Source organism: Pelagerythrobacter marensis, assembly GCF_036700095.1.
Classification (GTDB): Bacteria; Pseudomonadota; Alphaproteobacteria; order Sphingomonadales; family Sphingomonadaceae; genus Pelagerythrobacter; species Pelagerythrobacter marensis_A.
In genome coordinates, this window is record NZ_CP144918.1 from 1,362,877 (window position 1) to 1,378,958 (window position 16,082).

21 protein-coding genes and 1 riboswitch are annotated in these 16,082 nt (G+C 66.3%); of the genes, 13 read left to right on the forward strand and 8 right to left on the reverse strand.

Translation table 11 applies throughout. The annotated features are described in order from the left end of the window. Window positions 1-146 precede the first annotated feature (146 nt). Both V5F89_RS06330 and V5F89_RS06335 read right to left on the reverse strand, forming a co-directional pair. Complete coding sequence (locus V5F89_RS06330; protein WP_338447396.1) at window positions 147-2,357, reverse strand: amylo-alpha-1,6-glucosidase; 2,211 nt, start codon at window positions 2,355-2,357, stop codon at window positions 147-149. Between the two features lie 40 nt (window positions 2,358-2,397). Continuing rightward, window positions 2,398-3,489 (reverse strand): glycosyltransferase family 4 protein, encoded by a 1,092-nt coding sequence (locus tag V5F89_RS06335; protein ID WP_338447397.1) that lies wholly within the window; start codon window positions 3,487-3,489, stop codon window positions 2,398-2,400. A 156-nt stretch (window positions 3,490-3,645) separates the two neighbouring features. Further along, a riboswitch (TPP riboswitch) is annotated at window positions 3,646-3,757 on the forward strand. A gap of 46 nt (window positions 3,758-3,803) precedes the next feature. Between V5F89_RS06335 and thiC the strand changes: the two genes are divergently transcribed. Both thiC and V5F89_RS06345 read left to right on the forward strand, forming a co-directional pair. Continuing rightward, entirely contained in the window at window positions 3,804-5,669 is a 1,866-nt protein-coding gene (gene thiC / locus V5F89_RS06340) for a phosphomethylpyrimidine synthase ThiC (protein WP_338447398.1), read from the forward strand. 317 nt (window positions 5,670-5,986) lie between these two features. Continuing rightward, window positions 5,987-6,751 carry a DUF3800 domain-containing protein gene (locus V5F89_RS06345; RefSeq protein WP_338447399.1) on the forward strand — a complete coding sequence of 255 codons (765 nt, stop codon included), beginning with the start codon at window positions 5,987-5,989 and terminating at the stop codon, window positions 6,749-6,751. Window positions 6,752-6,784: 33 nt separating this feature from the next. Here the strand turns inward: V5F89_RS06345 and V5F89_RS06350 are convergent, their stop codons facing one another. After that, window positions 6,785-7,429 carry a DUF2726 domain-containing protein gene (locus V5F89_RS06350; protein WP_338447400.1) on the reverse strand — a complete coding sequence of 215 codons (645 nt, stop codon included), beginning with the start codon at window positions 7,427-7,429 and terminating at the stop codon, window positions 6,785-6,787. Between the two features lie 93 nt (window positions 7,430-7,522). On the opposite strand from V5F89_RS06350, the gene arr reads away from it, so the two are divergent. Together arr and V5F89_RS06360 are read left to right on the forward strand one after the other, a co-directional pair. Beyond that, window positions 7,523-7,933, forward strand: a complete 411-nt coding sequence (arr, locus tag V5F89_RS06355; RefSeq protein WP_338447401.1) for an NAD(+)--rifampin ADP-ribosyltransferase — start codon at window positions 7,523-7,525, stop codon at window positions 7,931-7,933. A 56-nt stretch (window positions 7,934-7,989) separates the two neighbouring features. Continuing rightward, on the forward strand, window positions 7,990-8,172 hold the full coding sequence (locus tag V5F89_RS06360; protein WP_338447402.1) for a hypothetical protein: 183 nt from the start codon (window positions 7,990-7,992) through the stop codon (window positions 8,170-8,172). A gap of 24 nt (window positions 8,173-8,196) precedes the next feature. Here the strand turns inward: V5F89_RS06360 and V5F89_RS06365 are convergent, their stop codons facing one another. Further along, the gene (locus tag V5F89_RS06365; protein WP_338447403.1) at window positions 8,197-8,331 is read right to left on the reverse strand and encodes a hypothetical protein; all 135 of its coding nucleotides are present in this window, start codon (window positions 8,329-8,331) and stop codon (window positions 8,197-8,199) included. A gap of 228 nt (window positions 8,332-8,559) precedes the next feature. Between V5F89_RS06365 and V5F89_RS06370 the strand changes: the two genes are divergently transcribed. After that, on the forward strand, window positions 8,560-8,904 hold the full coding sequence (locus V5F89_RS06370; protein ID WP_338447404.1) for an HPF/RaiA family ribosome-associated protein: 345 nt from the start codon (window positions 8,560-8,562) through the stop codon (window positions 8,902-8,904). A gap of 536 nt (window positions 8,905-9,440) precedes the next feature. Here V5F89_RS06370 and V5F89_RS06375 read toward each other — a convergent pair. Next, entirely contained in the window at window positions 9,441-9,896 is a 456-nt protein-coding gene (locus V5F89_RS06375) for a GFA family protein (RefSeq protein ID WP_338447405.1), read from the reverse strand. Between the two features lie 89 nt (window positions 9,897-9,985). Here V5F89_RS06375 and V5F89_RS06380 point away from each other — a divergent pair, with 89 nt between their 5' ends. The 5 genes from V5F89_RS06380 to V5F89_RS06400 all read left to right on the forward strand — a co-directional run bounded on the left by V5F89_RS06380 (window position 9,986) and on the right by V5F89_RS06400 (window position 12,019). Continuing rightward, complete coding sequence (locus tag V5F89_RS06380; RefSeq protein ID WP_338447406.1) at window positions 9,986-10,288, forward strand: helix-turn-helix domain-containing protein; 303 nt, start codon at window positions 9,986-9,988, stop codon at window positions 10,286-10,288. A gap of 192 nt (window positions 10,289-10,480) precedes the next feature. Then, window positions 10,481-10,816, forward strand: a complete 336-nt coding sequence (locus V5F89_RS06385) for an antibiotic biosynthesis monooxygenase family protein (protein WP_338447407.1) — start codon at window positions 10,481-10,483, stop codon at window positions 10,814-10,816. A 49-nt stretch (window positions 10,817-10,865) separates the two neighbouring features. Beyond that, on the forward strand, window positions 10,866-11,300 hold the full coding sequence (locus V5F89_RS06390) for a DUF6491 family protein (protein WP_338447408.1): 435 nt from the start codon (window positions 10,866-10,868) through the stop codon (window positions 11,298-11,300). A 201-nt stretch (window positions 11,301-11,501) separates the two neighbouring features. After that, complete coding sequence (locus V5F89_RS06395; protein ID WP_338447409.1) at window positions 11,502-11,714, forward strand: cold-shock protein; 213 nt, start codon at window positions 11,502-11,504, stop codon at window positions 11,712-11,714. 80 nt (window positions 11,715-11,794) lie between these two features. Continuing rightward, complete coding sequence (locus V5F89_RS06400) at window positions 11,795-12,019, forward strand: hypothetical protein (RefSeq protein WP_338447410.1); 225 nt, start codon at window positions 11,795-11,797, stop codon at window positions 12,017-12,019. Window positions 12,020-12,031: 12 nt separating this feature from the next. Here the strand turns inward: V5F89_RS06400 and V5F89_RS06405 are convergent, their stop codons facing one another. Then, complete coding sequence (locus V5F89_RS06405; RefSeq protein WP_338447411.1) at window positions 12,032-12,412, reverse strand: hypothetical protein; 381 nt, start codon at window positions 12,410-12,412, stop codon at window positions 12,032-12,034. A 209-nt stretch (window positions 12,413-12,621) separates the two neighbouring features. Here V5F89_RS06405 and V5F89_RS06410 point away from each other — a divergent pair, with 209 nt between their 5' ends. Further along, window positions 12,622-13,062 carry a hypothetical protein gene (locus V5F89_RS06410; RefSeq protein ID WP_338447412.1) on the forward strand — a complete coding sequence of 147 codons (441 nt, stop codon included), beginning with the start codon at window positions 12,622-12,624 and terminating at the stop codon, window positions 13,060-13,062. Here the strand turns inward: V5F89_RS06410 and V5F89_RS06415 are convergent. Both V5F89_RS06415 and V5F89_RS06420 read right to left on the reverse strand, forming a co-directional pair. Further along, the gene (locus V5F89_RS06415; protein ID WP_338447530.1) at window positions 13,040-13,384 is read right to left on the reverse strand and encodes a DUF962 domain-containing protein; all 345 of its coding nucleotides are present in this window, start codon (window positions 13,382-13,384) and stop codon (window positions 13,040-13,042) included. The genes V5F89_RS06410 and V5F89_RS06415 overlap by 23 nt on opposite strands. Before the next feature lie 58 nt (window positions 13,385-13,442). Then, window positions 13,443-14,903 carry a S41 family peptidase gene (locus tag V5F89_RS06420; protein WP_338447413.1) on the reverse strand — a complete coding sequence of 487 codons (1,461 nt, stop codon included), beginning with the start codon at window positions 14,901-14,903 and terminating at the stop codon, window positions 13,443-13,445. A 245-nt stretch (window positions 14,904-15,148) separates the two neighbouring features. Here V5F89_RS06420 and V5F89_RS06425 point away from each other — a divergent pair, with 245 nt between their 5' ends. Together V5F89_RS06425 and V5F89_RS06430 are read left to right on the forward strand one after the other, a co-directional pair. Then, entirely contained in the window at window positions 15,149-15,754 is a 606-nt protein-coding gene (locus V5F89_RS06425; protein WP_338447414.1) for a YbhB/YbcL family Raf kinase inhibitor-like protein, read from the forward strand. Window positions 15,755-15,787: 33 nt separating this feature from the next. After that, on the forward strand, window positions 15,788-16,039 hold the full coding sequence (locus V5F89_RS06430) for an SWIB/MDM2 domain-containing protein (protein ID WP_338447415.1): 252 nt from the start codon (window positions 15,788-15,790) through the stop codon (window positions 16,037-16,039). The last annotated feature ends 43 nt before the right edge of the window (window positions 16,040-16,082 follow it).

Consider the following 16,082-nt stretch of genomic DNA (forward strand, 5'->3'; position numbering starts at 1 on the left):
TCCCCGCGCACGCGGGGATCCATGGTGCGGCCTTTCCTCCATGGATTCCCGCGTGCGCGGGAACGACATTCTGGGTCTTCTGGCACTGATCCGGTGCTCGCCTGCCAGTAGCGCCCGCTTTCGTCCGAATGGCGATACCGCCTGGGTCAGACCCGGGTGATCACCCGCACGTCGCCTTCGCGCTTGCGGACGTCGACCAGCACTTTGTTCCCCGACCGGTGCAGCATGATGTCCGCGCGGCCTTCGCCTACGGTCAGGTTGCGCAGCAGGACATCGTCGAGGAATTCGGGGAGATAAGGTTCGTCGAACGCGATCTGCCCCGCCGCGCCGTCCAGCGAGAGGCCGAGGCTCGACTGGATCAGGAACAGCGGCGCCGCCGCCGCCCAGGCCTGGGGAATGCACGAGACCGGATAGAACGTCGGCCCCTGCGCCGGCCGGCGGGCGAAGCCGCAGAACAGCTCCGGCAGGCGCCGCAGGTCGACGTAAGTGGACGCGGCGAACAGCCCTTCGAACACCGCCGTGGCCTCTTTGCGAAAGCCGTAGCGCGCCAGACCGGCGGCGATGATCGCGTTCTCATGCGGCCAGATCGACCCGTTGTGATAACTCATCGGGTTGTAGCGCGGCTGCCCCGCGGCGATCGTGCGGATGCCCCAGCCGGAAAACGATGCCGGCGCCATCAGCGTGCGCGCCGTCTGCCGCGCGCGCTCGGGGAAGGCGAGCCCGGTGAACAGCACGTGGCCCGCGTTCGATGCCTTGACCCGGCACGGCCGTTTGCCCCCGTCGAGCGCGAGGACGTAAGTGCCCAGCTCCTCGTCGAAGAAGTCGCGGTCGAACCGGTCGCGCAGCGCCTCCGCCCTGGTGCGGTAGACCGCCGCCTCCTCGCCATTGCCGAGGCGCGACAGAATGCTCGCGGCGGCCTGCCAGGCGCCGTAGACGTAGGCCTGCACTTCGGCGAGAGCGATGGGACCTGTCGCGAGCGAGCCATCCGCGTGGAAGATCGAATCGTGGCTGTCCTTCCAGCCCTGATTGATCAGCCCCTCGTCGGTATGGCGGCCGTATTCGACATAGCCGTCGCCGTCGCGGTCGCCGTGCTGTTCGATCCAGGTCAGCGCCGCCTCGATATTGGGCCACAGCGTTTCGAGCAGCGCGGTGTCGCCCGTCCGTTCGAGATAGGCGCCGGCGGTCATCACGAACAGCGGCGTCGAATCGATGCTGCCGTAATAGTGGCGGAACGGAACCTCGCCCAGTTCGGCCATCTCCCCCTGGCGCACTTCGTGCAGGATCTTGCCCGGTTCGGCATCGGCGACCGGATCGAACTCGCGCGCCTGGTGCACCGCGAGATAGCGCAGCACGCCGCGGGCGATCTCGGGATCGAGCCACAGCGTTTCGAGCGCGGTGATCAGCGCGTCGCGCCCGAAGACCGTGCTGAACCACGGGATACCGGCGTAGGGATAGGGGCCATACGGCGTTTCCGTAATCAGCATGTAGGTGTCCGCCACCGAGCGCTGGGCCGAACGGTTGAACACCTCGTTCGACGACAGGATCGAGGCGGCGCGCGATGACGAATCGCGCAAGGCGCGCCGGGCGCTGCGATAGGCGCGGATCAGCTCGCGCCTCAGCGACGCGCCTTCGTCCACGTCGCTGCAGCCGATCCGCACGATCAGCGTCTTGCGCGCACGCGGTTCGAGGTCGAGGCGGAACAGCGCCCGGTTGGCGGCGAGCGAAGCCGGGGCAGGCTCGAAGCGGATGTTTGTCGTGCGGCGAACCCCGTCGAGCCCGTCGTAGGCGAGGCGGACCCGGTCCGCCCCGACTGTCGGCTCGTGCAGCGTCCCGCGCCGCTCGCGCGTGCTGCCGCGCACTTCGAACAGGTCGGCGAAGTCGCTTTCGAAATAGAGTTCCAGCGACAGGCTGTGCGCCACGCTGTCGTAATTGCCGACGGTCAGGCGCTCGTACATCGCCCCCTGCCACAGGAACCGCACGCGGCGGATGTGGATCAGGTCGTTGGTGAGCACGGTCTTCCCGTTCGCGTCGGGCAAGTCCGGGTTGCTGAGATCGCACAGCAGCGCGATGTTGTCGTCGCGCAGCGACGAACTCAGCAGGATCGGGCGCTTTCCGCCGAGCGTGAGGTGCAGGTGCGACAGGTGCCGGGTGTCGCGGTGATAGATGCCCTCGGGGCTGCCGGGGCCGGCGATCGCATCGCCGCTGTGGTCGAACACGGCGAAGGTGTCGCCGTGTTTCAGCGTGCGCGGGCGCCGCTCGTGCAGCGAGGCGGCGGCGGGGATCGCGAACCGTTCCGGGTTCGCGCCCGCCTCCTCGATGGCGGCGTCCGCCCCGCGGGGGGTCGCAGATGCGTCCATCCCGTAATCGCTCCCGTTGTTCTCGGCCCGTTGTCGCCGATCAGGCCATGATCGGCAAATCGACCTTGTCCGCGCCCAGACGCATCGGCCTGCTCTGCGCCGGCACGCCGGAAAGCTCCCGATAGATCGACAGGTAATCGTCGACCATGCGTTCGGCCGTGAACCGGCGATCGAAGGTCTGGCGCACGCGCCGCCGGTCGAGACCGTCGAGCCGGCCGACCGCTTCGACCGCCTCCTCGACATTGTCGACGATGAAGCCCGATTCGCCTTCGTCGATCACTTCGGGGACCGAGCCGCAGCGGAACGCGATCGTCGGGGTGGCGCAGGCCATCGCCTCGATCATGACCAGGCCGAACGGTTCGGGCCAGTCGATCGGAAACAGCAGCGCGCGGGCATTGCCGAGAAAATCGGCCTTCTGCGCCTCGCCGATCTCGCCGACGAATTCGATATCGGGATAGGCGCGCACCATCGGGGCGATCACGTCGTCCCAATAGCGCTGGTCCGCCTTGTCGATCTTGGCCGCGATCCTGAGCTTCATGCCCGCCGCCGCGGCGATCGCGATCGCCCGGTCGGGCCGCTTCTCGGGCGAAATGCGGCCGAGGAAGGCGAGGTAGTCGCCCTTCGGCTCGAACGTCGGCGTCAGCAGGTCGCGCGGAAGGCCGTGATGGACGGTTCCCGCCCAGTTGACCGGGGGCAGCGGCCGCCGCTGGTCGTTCGAGATCGAAACCAGCGGCAGGTCGCCGAACGTGCGATAGTATGGCTGCAGGTCGGGCAGGTCGAGCCGGCCGTGCAGCGTCGTCACCGTGGGCACGCCCAGGGTCCTGACCAGCGGCCCGTGCAGCAGGTCGATATGGAAATGGAGGATATCGAATTCCGCCGCGCGCCGCCGCACCTCGTCGAGCAGGACGAGATGATGCGGCAGCGTGTCCTGCACTTGCGAGTCGAGCCGCAGGGCCGTCTCGCAAATGGGAACGAGTTCGGCCGACGTGGCCGAATCGGCGCTCGCGAACAGCGTCACCTCGTGACCCTGCCGGACGAGTTCGTCGGCGATATAGGCTACGATACGTTCGGTACCGCCATAGAGCTTGGGCGGCACGCTTTCCATCAAGGGTGCGATCTGTGCGATCTTCATTCTGCCAAGGCTCCTGAAAACAGGGGCCGGACGGGTGGCGAAGTCGCAACCCTCCGGTCGCCCGGTCACACAATGCCTGTGGGCGCGCTCCGTTCCGCGCGAGGCGCGTGACCTGCACGCTTGGCTGGACGGCGTGCGGCCGATGCCCTAAGTTGCGCGGCATCCCCGGGGAGCCTGGCGCGCAAACGCAGGTTGAGAGCGGAATATGCCGCGACCCGTCGAACCTGATCCCGGTAATACGGGCGGAGGGAGGGAACGGCTTTCGCTCCAGGAAACCGTGGCCTCGCTCCGATTTGAACGGAGAGCGAAATTTCATGGCCGACATCAATTCCCAGTTCGAAATCGGCGTCACCACCGGCCCGATCCGCGGTTCGAGGAAGATCCACGTCGGGCCGCGCCGCGTGGCGATGCGCGAGATCGCGCTCGAGGGCGGCGAGCCGCCGGTGCGCGTCTACGACACCTCCGGCCCCTATACCGACCCCGAGGCGCAGATCGACATTCGCCAGGGCCTGCCGCCGCTGCGCCGCGAATGGCAGCTCGCCCGCGGCGATGTCGAGGAATACGAACCGCGCGAAGTCAAGCCGGAGGACAACGGCCAGCTCGGGCCCGACCGCTCCGGCGGCGTGCCCCCGTTCCCGACCGCGCTGCGCCGCCCGCTGCGCGCGAAAGCCGGCGGTAACATCAGCCAGATGCACTACGCCCGCCGCGGGATCATCACGCCCGAGATGGAATATGTGGCGGAGCGCGAGAACCTGGGCCGCGAAATGCTGCGGCAGGAACGCGACGGGCAGGACTGGGGCGCCGAGATCCCCGACTACGTCACCCCCGAATTCGTTCGCGACGAAGTGGCGCGCGGCCGCGCGATCATCCCCAGCAACGTCAACCATCCCGAAGCCGAGCCGATGGCGATCGGCCGCAACTTCCTGGTCAAGATCAACGCCAATATCGGCAATTCCGCCGTCGCCAGCGATGTCGCCGCCGAAGTCGACAAGATGGTCTGGTCGATCCGCTGGGGCGCCGACACCGTCATGGACCTCTCCACGGGGCGCAATATCCACGACACCCGCGAATGGATCATCCGCAACTCGCCCGTCCCCATCGGCACGGTCCCCATCTATCAGGCGCTGGAGAAAGTCGGCGGCGTGGCCGAGGACCTCACCTGGGAGATCTTCCGCGACACCCTGATCGAACAGGCCGAACAGGGCGTCGACTACTTCACCATCCACGCCGGCGTGCGCCTGCCCTACGTGCCGATGACGGCCAAGCGCGTCACCGGCATCGTCAGCCGCGGCGGCTCGATCATGGCCAAGTGGTGCCTCGCGCATCACAAGGAATCGTTCCTCTACGAACGCTTCGACGAGATCACCGAGATCATGAAGGCCTACGACATCGCCTATTCGCTGGGCGACGGCCTGCGCCCCGGCTCGATCGCCGACGCCAACGACGAGGCGCAATTCGCCGAACTCTACACCCTCGGCGAGCTGACGAAGCGCGCCTGGGCGCAAGACGTGCAGGTGATGATCGAGGGCCCCGGCCATGTGCCGATGCACAAGATCAAGGAGAATATGGACAAGCAGCTCGAGGCTTGCGGAGAGGCGCCGTTCTACACGCTCGGCCCGCTCGTCACCGACATCGCCCCGGGCTACGACCACATCACCAGCGGCATCGGCGCCGCGCAGATCGGCTGGTACGGCACCGCGATGCTCTGCTACGTCACCCCCAAGGAGCACCTCGGCCTGCCCGACCGCGACGATGTGAAAGTCGGCGTCGTCACCTACAAGCTCGCCGCCCACGCGGCGGACCTCGCCAAGGGCCACCCGGCCGCCAAGGTCCGCGACGACGCGCTCAGCAAGGCCCGCTTCGAATTCCGCTGGCGCGACCAGTTCAACCTCAGCCTCGACCCCGACACCGCCGAGCAATACCACGACCAGACCCTCCCCGCGGAAGGCGCCAAGACCGCGCATTTCTGCTCGATGTGCGGCCCGAAGTTCTGCTCGATGAAGATCACGCAGGAAGTGCGGGACTTTGCGGCGAAGCAGAACTCGGAGAGCTACCTGGCGAGCGAGAGCATCAAACGCGAGACCTCAGCGGAGGAGGCCGAGGAAGCGCGCGAGGGGATGGAGGAGATGAGCAAGGTGTATCGCGAGAAGGGGGAGCGGTTGTATCTGCCGGAGGAGTAGCCACAGAAGCTGTGTTGGAACTGGCTTTCTCGGATAGCCCCTTTTGATGTTCCGATCTTGATCTTTATAGGAAATTTCCTATATCGACGCTTATCCACTCAGGCCATCGTATTTTTGGGCGGATTGACGAGACAGCCTCACCCTGCTAGAGGCGCCAAGCGCCTCTAGCAGGGTGAGGCTGTTTTCGAAGCCTGTTAAGTTGTCTTTAAGATTCTTTCCACTATGTAGGTTTTCGGCCACGGCATGCATTACCGTGTCCAATTCCGGAGCCCGCGCGATTTTATCGCGCGGGCTTCCGCGATTCTTGGGGGGCAAAAATGCACATCGCGTTTATGGACGAGTTTGGGCATATCGGTCCTTTCAAGGCGCGAACCGATCGTCAATATAACCAGAGTCCAGTTTTTGGCTTAGCCGGTTACGTTATGCCGCATCGCCAAATAAGGCATTTTGCAACCTTCTTCCTGCAATTAAAGTCGAACGTGCTGGCCCGGGAGCTCAGGCGGAATGGGAGGCATCCAGCCACTTGGGAGAAGAAGGGCGCTGATCTCATTACGACCAAGAATGTCACGAGGTATAGGCACGTACGCGAAGGCATCTTACGGCTATTGAATGAGATGCGAAAATGCGATGGGAAAATTATCTTTTACGGTCGCGAAAAATATATGAAACCGGAAGATGGTAATTCCTCGGGACTTTATACCACAACGCTTTCACACACTATCAGAAGCATTGATGATTTTTGCTGTAAAAGAAACTCGCAGTTTCTTATGATTTTGGATGAGCACTCTGATCGCTTGAAGCTTCTCGAGAGTGCAACAAAAACGATGTTCAGCCCGCAGGCGCCAGCTCGATGCTTGTTAGAGCCGCCATTCCAAGTGGAAAGTCACTTATATCAAACTATCCAGGCAGCTGACTGGATAGCCACGCTTGTAGGGCGGTTGCAGGCCTTTGCCATTGAACCTGATCAATACCAAGATTGGGAGTGGGCGGATAAATATTTCGGAAGAGCCGTCAATTCCCTAGCCACGCATTCGCGAGTATGGCGGCCAAGCGAGCTGCAAAAGCAGATGAGGCATGCCTGAAGGCGCAGTACCGAAGCCTTTAAAGCAACACATCTAGCCACCCGCCACCAACCTCTCCACCAACGCCCGCAACTCGCTCGGCGTCGTGTGCCCCGCGACCACCTCGTGATAGCCGATGCCGGCCTTGCGTAGGGCTTCCTTCTTCACCGCGTCGCGCGCGGCGGTGCAGTCGCTCGTGTGATGGCCTGAGCCCTGGTATTCGAGCGCGTGGACCACACGGCAGTTCTCGTCCATCAGCGCGAAATCGACGCGCTTGGAATTGACCGCGAAATAGGCGTCCTTGTCGGGGCTGGCGAGGAACTCGCCGAGGCTCACCTGCGCCATCACCTGCCAGCCGGGATTGCGGGCGATCACCGCCTTGTCGAGCGCCTCGAACACTTTCGCCTCCGACCGGTTGAGTAGCGCGCGCGAGGTAAAGCTGGCCTTGCTCACCAGCTTGAGCTGATCGGCGGCCATGTCCGCACCGACGGCCTGCCTGTGCTCTGCCGCCTCGATAGTCTTGAGGTTCGGACCCTTCTTGCCGAACCGCCCCGCATTCCGCCCGCGCCAGTAGGCCTTGCGCTTTTCGCGATCCGCCTTCTGCACGAAGCGTTCCACCGCCATGCCCATAATGGCGCCAATCGCCAGCACGATAAGCAAGGCCACAGGCCGGTCGAGCAGGAAGTTCACCGTTTCCATGACGAATAGTATCGCGCCAATATTTTGACGATTGGTGAAGCGTGAAGTGCAGCTCCCTCTTGCCCCAAAGCCGCTTCCGTTTCACATGGCCCCATGACCTACGCCGCCAACGCCACCGGCCCCTTCTACCACGGCACTCGCGCCGATCTCGCGCCGGGCGACCTGCTCGCGCCCGGATTCACCTCCAACTACGCCGACCGCAAGCTGTCGTGGATTTACTTCTCCGGCACGCTCGATGCGGCGATCTGGGGGTGCGAGCTGGCCAAGGGGGAGGGCCGCCAGCGCATCTATATCGTCGAGCCGACCGGTGCGTTCGAGGACGATCCGAATCTCACCGACAAGCGCTTCCCCGGCAATCCGACCGAGTCCTACCGCTCGCGCGAACCGCTCAAGGTCGTCGGCGAGGTCGCGCAGTGGGAGCCGCATCCGCCCGAGCGCATCAGGGAAATGAAGGACTTCCTCGCCCGCATGGAGGCCGAGGGCGGGGCCGAGATCATCGACTGAGGCGCTGGCCATTCCCCGCCGCCGCGCGCATAGGCGGCGGCGAAAGGAGGCCCGCGATGGCCGATCTCTATCTCAAGGCGATGCAGTCCGAGCGCAAGGCGCTGTGGGCGACCTGCCGGCTCAAGGGCCTGGCCAGGGACACCCCCGAACGCCGCCGGATCGCCGAACTCGACGAAGCGATCGCGGCCCACGCGCGCAAGCAGGGGCGCGAGGGCGGCCCTGCCGGCGGCGCGGGGTGAGGCGGGCGCGCGGCGCGCGCCGCGTCAGCCGTTCTTCATATTCTCCAGCCCCTTGATCCCGCCGGGCTTCAGGCTCGGCTGGCTGGCGTTGGGCCTGGGGCCCTTGTCGGCCTTGGGTTTGCGGATTTCCTTGTTCGACTTGCGTTGGCCCTTGGCCATGGTCTTTTCCCATCGGGGCGGTATGCCCCGCCGCGCAGCGTAGGCGCTTTTGCCCGCGCACCCTGCATGAAATCGCCTGCCCTGCGGCAAAGCGAGCGCCCGCGCCGCTTGGCCCGCCCGGCGCCGCGCGCTGCGGGCATCGCAGGGCCGCCGATTCCGCTGGCATCGCGCGCCGGTCCTCCCCATCTCGGGCTATGACAGAACCACAACCGAGAGGAGCATTCCGATATGCAGGTCCAGTTCAATTCCGACAGCTCCGTCATGGGCACCGAAAACGTCGCCGAGCGGATCGAGGCGCAGGTTCGCGAGAAGCTGGCGCGCTTCGCCGACCGGCTGACCCGGCTCGAAATCCATGTTCGCGACGAGAACGGATCGAAAGGCGGGACGGACGACAAGGCCTGCACCATCGAGGCGCGCCCGCGCGGCGGCCGGGCGATCGGCGTCACCGAACATGCCGACAAAGTGGACGCCGCCGCGCGCAAGGCCGCCAGCACGCTCGCCCAGCGCCTGGAACGGCACTTCGGCAAGGAAGCGAAGCACAGCCACGACCCGCGCCCCGAGAAGGCGCTGTAGCGCAGGGCGGCGCCGGTAGCGCAGCCGAAGTGCGATTCGCTGTCTGCGCTATCGCTTCGCTGCTTGAGCGCGGTTTCGGCAAAGAAGCGCACCGTTCCCCTCTCGTCATCCTGAACCTGTTTCAGGATCTATCGTGCCACCGGCAAGGACGGCACGATTTGAGGAATGGATCCTGAAACAAGTTCAGGATGACAGGGAGGCGGGGCTTCTTCCACATGCCCTGGCCGGACTTGCAAACGGTGTAGTCGCCTTTTGCCTGCGCTATCGCTGCGCTGCTTGAGCGCGGTTTTGGCAAGGAAGCGCACCGTTCCCTTCTCGTCATCCTGAACTCGTTTCAGGATCTATCGTGCCACCGGCAAGCACGGCACGATTTGGGGAATGGATCCTGAAACAAGTTCAGGATGACAGGGGGAGGGGGCTTCCTCCGCACGCCCTGGCCGGATTTGCAAACGGTGTAGCCGCCTTTTGTCTGCGCGACCGTCTCGCTGCTGTGGCGCTGGGGGCGGTCGGCGCCGCGGCCGTCCCCGCGCGAGGGGTCAGCCGAAGTCGAACCCCGCGGACCTGGCTTCGGCGATCACTTCGGCGCCGGTCTTCTTCGGGGTGTCGGCGGCGAGCGCGGCGTGGGGCGGCATTTCGTCGACGAAGATCTGCTCGTCGATCGGCCAGTCGGCCGGCAGGTCGAACAGGCCCGCCATGAAAGAGACCGTCCCGGCGGGCTTGAAGCGGTACCACAGGTTGCTGCCGCAGCGCCCGCAGCTCGCGCGTTCGGCCCATTCGGACGAATCGTAGCGGTTCACCGCATCCTCGCCCGCCAGCTCGAACGCTTCGGGTTGCAATCCGTGCAGCGAGAAGAACGGGCCGCCGGTCCAGCGCCGGCACATGTCGCAGTGGCACACCTCCACCCCCGGCTTCGCCTCGTGCAGGCGAACGGTGACCGCGCCGCACAGGCAGCGGCCTTCGAGCGGCGGGTCGAGGGAAACAGGATCGGCCATGGGGAACTCCTTTCGCGTGGCGGAATAGCGCCGGCGGGGTGCCGGAAAAGACTTTCCTACACCCCTGCGCCTGTGCCTTAAACTCCCCCATGACGCACGAATCGATTCCCCCCGACGCCGCGCCCCGCGCCGCCGCCCGCGCAGCCTCCCGTCCGGGCCGCCGGGCCAATGCCGACTATCGCTGGACTTCGCCCAAGGCGATCGCCTTCCTCGATGCGCTCGCCGCGGGGGAGAGCGTGGCCGCCGCCGCGCGCCTGGTGGGGATGAGCCGCCAGTCCGCCTATCGCCTGCGCGCGCGGGCCGGCGGGCGCTTCGCGCAAGGCTGGGACCTCGCGCGCCGGGCCGGCCATGCGCGGCGCGCGGCGGAGCGGATGCGCGGGGGCGCAAGGTGACAGGGCGGGGCGCACAAGGTGACACTCGGGACGCGCAAGGTGACAGGTCGGGCGCACAAGATGACAGGTCCGGGTCACAAGGTGACAGTGGGGCGCTGGATCGTGTCGCATGTGTCAACACCGCGCCGCCCGCTTGCCCGCCGGAACATTCGGCCCGCCGCGCGTGTTGGGACGGGAAAGGGGAGAGCGCCGATGTTCGTCGCCGCGTACTGGTGGAAAGTTCATCCGGGCAAGGAAGCGCAGTTTCGCGCGGCCTGGCGGCGGGGGACCGAGCTGATCGCGCGCAAGTACGGCTCGCTCGGCTCGCGCCTGCACTGGGATGCCGACAACGCGCGCTTCGTCGGGGTTGCCGAATGGCCCGACCGCGCGACCTGGCAGGCGGCCTACGACGCGAAGATGGTTTACGACGAGCCGGAGACCCGGCGCGCCTTCACCGATGCGATCGCCGATACCGCCGACGATCCGCTGCTGCTGATGGAGGTGACCGACGACCTGCTGGCAAGGCCGGTGGGAACGGGCGCCGTCTGACGGGATGCGGCCGCATGGCCGATGTCGAAGCGAGAGAACGGAGGTTGCCATGACCAGTCCATCCCATCTTCCCGCCGCAGCGCTGGGCGCGCTCGGCCTGGCGCTCGCCGCCGCCTGCACCCCGGCGGCGGACGGGCCCGCGGGCGCCGGCGCAGCGCCGGCCGGCGCGCGCGAGTGTTTCGACGCGCGCTCGGTCACCGGCTATCGCTCCGCGCCCGACAGCGACGACGGGGCGGACCGGATCTATGTCGATGTCGGCGCGCGCGATACTTATCTGTTCGAGATGTTCGGCCGGTGCCCGGAACTGAACTTCTCGTGGCGGATCGGCCTGCGCGACCGCGGGATCGGGCGGATTTGCCGGGGGATCGACGTGGACCTGGTCGTGCCCGACCCGGCCTACGGCACCCGGGTCTGCCCGGTGCGCATGATCCGCAAGCTCGGCCCCGACGAAGAAGGTGCGCGGCGCCGGCGCAGCGAGGATTAGGTGAATCGCCGCAGGTGTGCTAGATGGGCGGCGCTGACGTCGAAAATTGCGACGGACTTCGGCTTTTGACGACCGCCTTTCGCCGCTTCGCGCGGCTCCGGCGCAACCCAGACGGCGACTTCCTTTCATTTGACGACCCGACGCACGACCGGCGGGCAATTCCGTCCGCCAGCAATACCGTTTCTTGAAAGGAAACACCCGATGTCCAAGACTGGCACCGTAAAATTCTTCAATGCCGACAAGGGTTATGGCTTCATCCAGCCCGACGACGGCTCGGCCGACAGCTTCGTTCACATCACCGCGGTCCAGGCCGCCGGCATGCAGTCGCTCGATAAGGATCAGCGCCTGAACTACGAAGTCGAGCGCGGCCGCAATGGCAAGGAAAGCGCGATCAACCTTTCCACCGCCGATTGATCCGGTCTGCCGGGCGCGCCCCACCCGGCCGCGCCCGGCATTCCATCCGCCCCCCATCCGCTCCGCAAAGGACTTCCCCGATGAGCCAGGGTTTCGAATTCTACGAAGCACGCGCCAACGAAGCGGCTGCCGAAGCGCGGGCCGCGGTGCTCGCCAACGTGCGCGACCGCGCGCTGCGTTCGGAAGCCACCTGGCGCTCGCTGGCCGACCAGGCGCGCGCCGTGGCGCAGGAGCGTATCCGGGTGGAGCACGAGAAGGCCGTCCGCCGTGCGGAAGAGGCGCTCGAAGCCTGCCCGCCGCAATAGGGCCTGCCCGCTTCAATAAGGCCAGCGGGCCGCGATCAGGCGGAAGGTGCCGCCGCCGCCCTCCATGCCGTCCCATCCGCAGCGGGCGATCACGTCGTTGCTTTCGCGCGCTTCGCGTCCGGGCGCGAGCGACCAGGTGACGTGATAGGTGCCGCCCGTCGGCCGCGCGGTCGACCCGCCGATCTCGACCACCATCGCCTCCACCCCCTCGCCGTCGTCGGCCCGCCCGACGATCCGCGCCGTGGACGCCTCCGGCAAGGCCCGGGTCTCCTCCGCCGGTCCGAAAGTGACGTGATCGGCCACGGTGCGGGCATAGCGCGGCGGATGGCGGGCCAGCAACGCCGCGCGTTCGCCCCGGTCGAGCTTCCAGCCGCACCAGAGTTGCTGCGTCATCGCCGCGGCCTCAACTGCCGGACGGTTCGCGGTCGAACAGCTTGCGCAGCTCGTCCTTGGCGTCTTCCAGCACCCGCTTCCGGTCGGGGGCGATCTCGTCCTGCGACCATTTCCCGCTCATTCGCGATTCTCCTTTCGACAGGCCAATCCGCCGCCTGCCGGGCCGTTCCCGCTGGCCATTGCGCGCGCGGGGGCATAGAATGGAGGGCATGACCCGTTCTTTCATCGCCGCCGCCGCCCTGCTGTCGCTCGCCGCCTGCCAGTCCGGACCCGAAGGGCCGGGCGGGACAGCGCGCGATGCGCCGGGTGAAGCGTTCTCCGATATCGGGGTGGACGAGACGGTGACCTTCACCGGCACCGAGCCGTTCTGGGGCGGCGAAGTCACCGGCCAGTCGCTGACTTATTCCACGCCCGAGAACATCGACGGCACCACGATCGCGGTCGAACGCTTCGCGGGCAACAACGGGCTCGGCTATTCGGGATCGCTCGACGGGCAGCCGTTCGACATGACCGTGACGCCCGGCGAATGCTCCGACGGGATGAGCGACCGGACCTATCCGTTCACGGTCACCTTGCGGATCGGCGAAGAGCAGCGGCACGGCTGCGCCTGGAGCGAAGACACGCCCTTCAGCGGTCCGGCGAACCCGTAACGCCTGCCCGGTCGAGTTCGGGCCTCAGCCGGCCGGTCAGCCACAGCCACCACATCCGAAAGTCCGCGGCAAGGCTCCACAGCGGGTAGGTGAACGTCGCGGGGCGGTTCTTCTCGACGCCGAAATGGGCGACCCAGGCGAAGAAATAGCCCGCCACCGGCAGCGCCAGCAGCCACCACCAGCGCCCGGTCGCCAGGGCGAAGGCAGCGATCAGAACCACCAGCGTCGTGCCGACATAGTGCAGAGCGCGGGTGCGCGGCCGCGAATGCTCGCGCAAGTAGAACGGCCAGAATTCGGCAAAGGTGGAATAGGCGCGCGCCATGGCGGCGATAATGCCACGCGCAGACGGCGCAGGCAAATCGCCGCCAACCGGCGGGAGATCAGAACAGGCCCGGGGTCTCGCGCTGAGCCGGCGTGGGCCGGTCCGGCTGGAGCACCTCGCGCCGGGCGGTGATCGACCGGGCGGTCGGGTCGCGCAGCGCGGCCGTGGCGTCCCGGTCGCCGATCGCGCTGCACACGCCCGCCCCGCCGCGCAGGAAGGCGAGCGCCTGAGCGATCGAAGCTTCCCCCGGATCGCCCAGCGGACTGAGAATATCGTCGGTCGCGCGGCAGGTTACCGGCACCACGCTTGCCAGGCCGGTGAAGTATTCGCCCTGGCCGTCGGCATTCTCGGTCTTGAACGTCACCGCCCGCAGCCGGTCGTCGCAATTGCTGCGGTCGAAGGCATATTGGCCGACCGGCTTGCCGTATGTGTTCGTCCCCACCAGCGCCATGTCGGTGCCGAGATAGGGGATGAAGGCATTGGTGACGAGTTCGCTGGCCGAGGCCGTGCCGCCGGTGCCGATGAAGGCGATCTTCGTGGCCGCGATCGACTGGTTCTGCGCGCCGAAAAGGTCGGTTTCGTTCTCGCTGGATTTCGAAGGCCGCAGCGTGGTGTGGCTGAAGACCTGGCCAACGTAGTCGCGGCCCATCAGGTCCCCCATCAGCTCCGCAATACGGACCAGCCCGCCGCCGTTGTATCGGAAATCGACAATCACTTCGGTCACGCCTTGCGCGCGAAAGTCGGCGAAGGCTTCGCGCAGGTCGGTTTCCGCCGGTCCGATGAAGGTCCGCAGGTTGATGTAGCCGACCTTCTTGCCGCCATCGTCGAGGACCTTGGCGCCATAGCGGTCGGACACGGGGTCGAGCGGATATTCCGCCTTGGTCACCGTGATCTGACGTTCGGTGCCGCTCGTTTCCCGGATTTGGAACACGCGCTGCACGCCGGGATCGGACGGTCCGAGCGCGTCGATCACGGCCCGCGGCCCGCCCGACGCCATCAGGTCGGAGATGGTCTGCATCGAGGACGCGCTGGCCCCCACGGCCAGCAGTTCGACCCCGCGGTCGAGCCCCTGCGCCAGCCCCGGGCCGCCTTCGAACCCCTCGATCACGAACACGCGGTTGCTGCCGGTATCGTAGCCGAGGCGAATGCCGAAGCCTGCGTTGGAGCCCGAGTTGTAGTAGGCTTCTTCTTCCGCGATCGAAGTGATGTAGGTGAAGAAGCGATCCTTCGACTCGGCCCGGGCCGGTGCCACCAAGGCGTCGATATAGGATTGCAGATCGGTATAGGCGCTCTTGTTCACGCCGGTGTCGAGCAAGTCGGGGAAGAGGTACCATTCGTCGAGCACGGCGCGGACGAAATCCTGCCGCGCCGACAACGAGCATTCCGATGCGCCCGAGGTCGGCGTCGACGTCGGGTTGCTGCCGATCGGCCCACTGCCGCTGGAATCGCTCCCTCCGCCGCCGCAAGCGGCGAGCGAGCCTGCAAGAACGATGCTGAGCGCGGTGCGACCTCGACCCATTATATACCCTCCCCTCGTGCCCCGGGGGCGTGCCGCAGGGCGGTTCGCGATGCCCCACGATGCCTGCCACCGGCGGGCTGCGCAAGCGGGTTGGCGTTGTAAAGTGCGAAAACGGCACGGTTTTTGGGCTCGTTTGGCCGAAATCGGGCTCTGATCGGTGGAAAACCCCGCATTTGCGCCGTACCGCTCTCGCGAGACCGGGCGGTTGCCCCTAGGCTGCATCGCCTGAAACAACAGGAGTTCCGATGTCGAGTACCGTCCCGTCCTGGCTTGCTGGAGCGCTCAAAGGCTCGGGTCCGGGTGACGGGCGCCTGACGATCGCACAGTTGGGCGACGAGCGCAGTCTGGCGCGCGGGGGCTTTGCTCTTTCCAGCCCGGCATTCGCGGACGGCGGCGAACTCGATCCCTGTTTCACCGCGGACGAGGAGGATGCCGTCGCTCCCCCTCTCGAATGGACCGCACCGCCGCCGGGCACCCAGGAACTTGCCCTGGTGGTGGAGGATGCCGATGCGCCGGGCGATTCCCCGCCGTGCCACTGGCTCGTGTGGGGGCTGGCCGGACAGCGCGGCAAGCTGCTCGAAGGCGAGGCGCCCCCGCGTGTCGGCAAGAATGCGCATCGCAATTCCGAATGGCTCCTGCCGGAGCCGCCGCGGGAGGACGGGGCGCACCGGTATGTTTTCCAGCTTTTCGCCCTCGATCTGCCGTTGACGCTCATGCCCGGGGCCGGGCGCGACGATCTGGTCGCGGCGATGAAGAACCATGTCGTCGCGGTCGCGGCGCTGACGGGCAAGTACAAGCGCCAGCCCGAAGATGCGGGGGAAGGCGCTTGGGACGAAGACGATTTTGTGTAACCAGCAACAAGCCAAGAAGGAAAGGACCTTAAAATGGCTGGCAAGAACAATGCACTGCAGAAGCCGGTGACCCTGTCATCGGACCTCGAGAATGTCGTGGGCAAGGGGCCGATGACCCGCGCCCAGGTCACCTCGAAGGTGTGGGAATACATCAAGGCCAACGGGCTGCAGGATTCGCAGGACAAGCGGATGATCAATCCCGATGCCAAGCTGGGCGCGGTGATCGGCAATTCGCAGATCTCGATGTTCAAGATGACGGCTGCGGTGTCGAAGCACCTCAGCTGATTGTGTCCGCCGGCGGCGTTGCGCCTGTCGCTGACGCCGCCGG

Excerpts from the sequence above, each read along its gene's own strand:
- V5F89_RS06330 (WP_338447396.1), bottom strand. The coding sequence starts at position 2,357 with ATGGACGCATCTGCGACCCCCCGCGGGGCGGACGCCGCCATCGAGGAG.
- V5F89_RS06335 (WP_338447397.1), bottom strand. The coding sequence starts at position 3,489 with ATGAAGATCGCACAGATCGCACCCTTGATGGAAAGCGTGCCGCCCAAG.
- thiC (WP_338447398.1), top strand. The coding sequence starts at position 3,804 with ATGGCCGACATCAATTCCCAGTTCGAAATCGGCGTCACCACCGGCCCG.
- V5F89_RS06345 (WP_338447399.1), top strand. The coding sequence starts at position 5,987 with ATGCACATCGCGTTTATGGACGAGTTTGGGCATATCGGTCCTTTCAAG.
- V5F89_RS06350 (WP_338447400.1), bottom strand. The coding sequence starts at position 7,429 with ATGGAAACGGTGAACTTCCTGCTCGACCGGCCTGTGGCCTTGCTTATC.
- arr (WP_338447401.1), top strand. The coding sequence starts at position 7,523 with ATGACCTACGCCGCCAACGCCACCGGCCCCTTCTACCACGGCACTCGC.
- V5F89_RS06360 (WP_338447402.1), top strand. The coding sequence starts at position 7,990 with ATGGCCGATCTCTATCTCAAGGCGATGCAGTCCGAGCGCAAGGCGCTG.
- V5F89_RS06365 (WP_338447403.1), bottom strand. The coding sequence starts at position 8,331 with ATGGCCAAGGGCCAACGCAAGTCGAACAAGGAAATCCGCAAACCCAAG.
- V5F89_RS06370 (WP_338447404.1), top strand. The coding sequence starts at position 8,560 with ATGCAGGTCCAGTTCAATTCCGACAGCTCCGTCATGGGCACCGAAAAC.
- V5F89_RS06375 (WP_338447405.1), bottom strand. The coding sequence starts at position 9,896 with ATGGCCGATCCTGTTTCCCTCGACCCGCCGCTCGAAGGCCGCTGCCTG.
- V5F89_RS06380 (WP_338447406.1), top strand. The coding sequence starts at position 9,986 with ATGACGCACGAATCGATTCCCCCCGACGCCGCGCCCCGCGCCGCCGCC.
- V5F89_RS06385 (WP_338447407.1), top strand. The coding sequence starts at position 10,481 with ATGTTCGTCGCCGCGTACTGGTGGAAAGTTCATCCGGGCAAGGAAGCG.
- V5F89_RS06390 (WP_338447408.1), top strand. The coding sequence starts at position 10,866 with ATGACCAGTCCATCCCATCTTCCCGCCGCAGCGCTGGGCGCGCTCGGC.
- V5F89_RS06395 (WP_338447409.1), top strand. The coding sequence starts at position 11,502 with ATGTCCAAGACTGGCACCGTAAAATTCTTCAATGCCGACAAGGGTTAT.
- V5F89_RS06400 (WP_338447410.1), top strand. The coding sequence starts at position 11,795 with ATGAGCCAGGGTTTCGAATTCTACGAAGCACGCGCCAACGAAGCGGCT.
- V5F89_RS06405 (WP_338447411.1), bottom strand. The coding sequence starts at position 12,412 with ATGACGCAGCAACTCTGGTGCGGCTGGAAGCTCGACCGGGGCGAACGC.
- V5F89_RS06410 (WP_338447412.1), top strand. The coding sequence starts at position 12,622 with ATGACCCGTTCTTTCATCGCCGCCGCCGCCCTGCTGTCGCTCGCCGCC.
- V5F89_RS06415 (WP_338447530.1), bottom strand. The coding sequence starts at position 13,384 with ATGGCGCGCGCCTATTCCACCTTTGCCGAATTCTGGCCGTTCTACTTG.
- V5F89_RS06420 (WP_338447413.1), bottom strand. The coding sequence starts at position 14,903 with ATGGGTCGAGGTCGCACCGCGCTCAGCATCGTTCTTGCAGGCTCGCTC.
- V5F89_RS06425 (WP_338447414.1), top strand. The coding sequence starts at position 15,149 with ATGTCGAGTACCGTCCCGTCCTGGCTTGCTGGAGCGCTCAAAGGCTCG.
- V5F89_RS06430 (WP_338447415.1), top strand. The coding sequence starts at position 15,788 with ATGGCTGGCAAGAACAATGCACTGCAGAAGCCGGTGACCCTGTCATCG.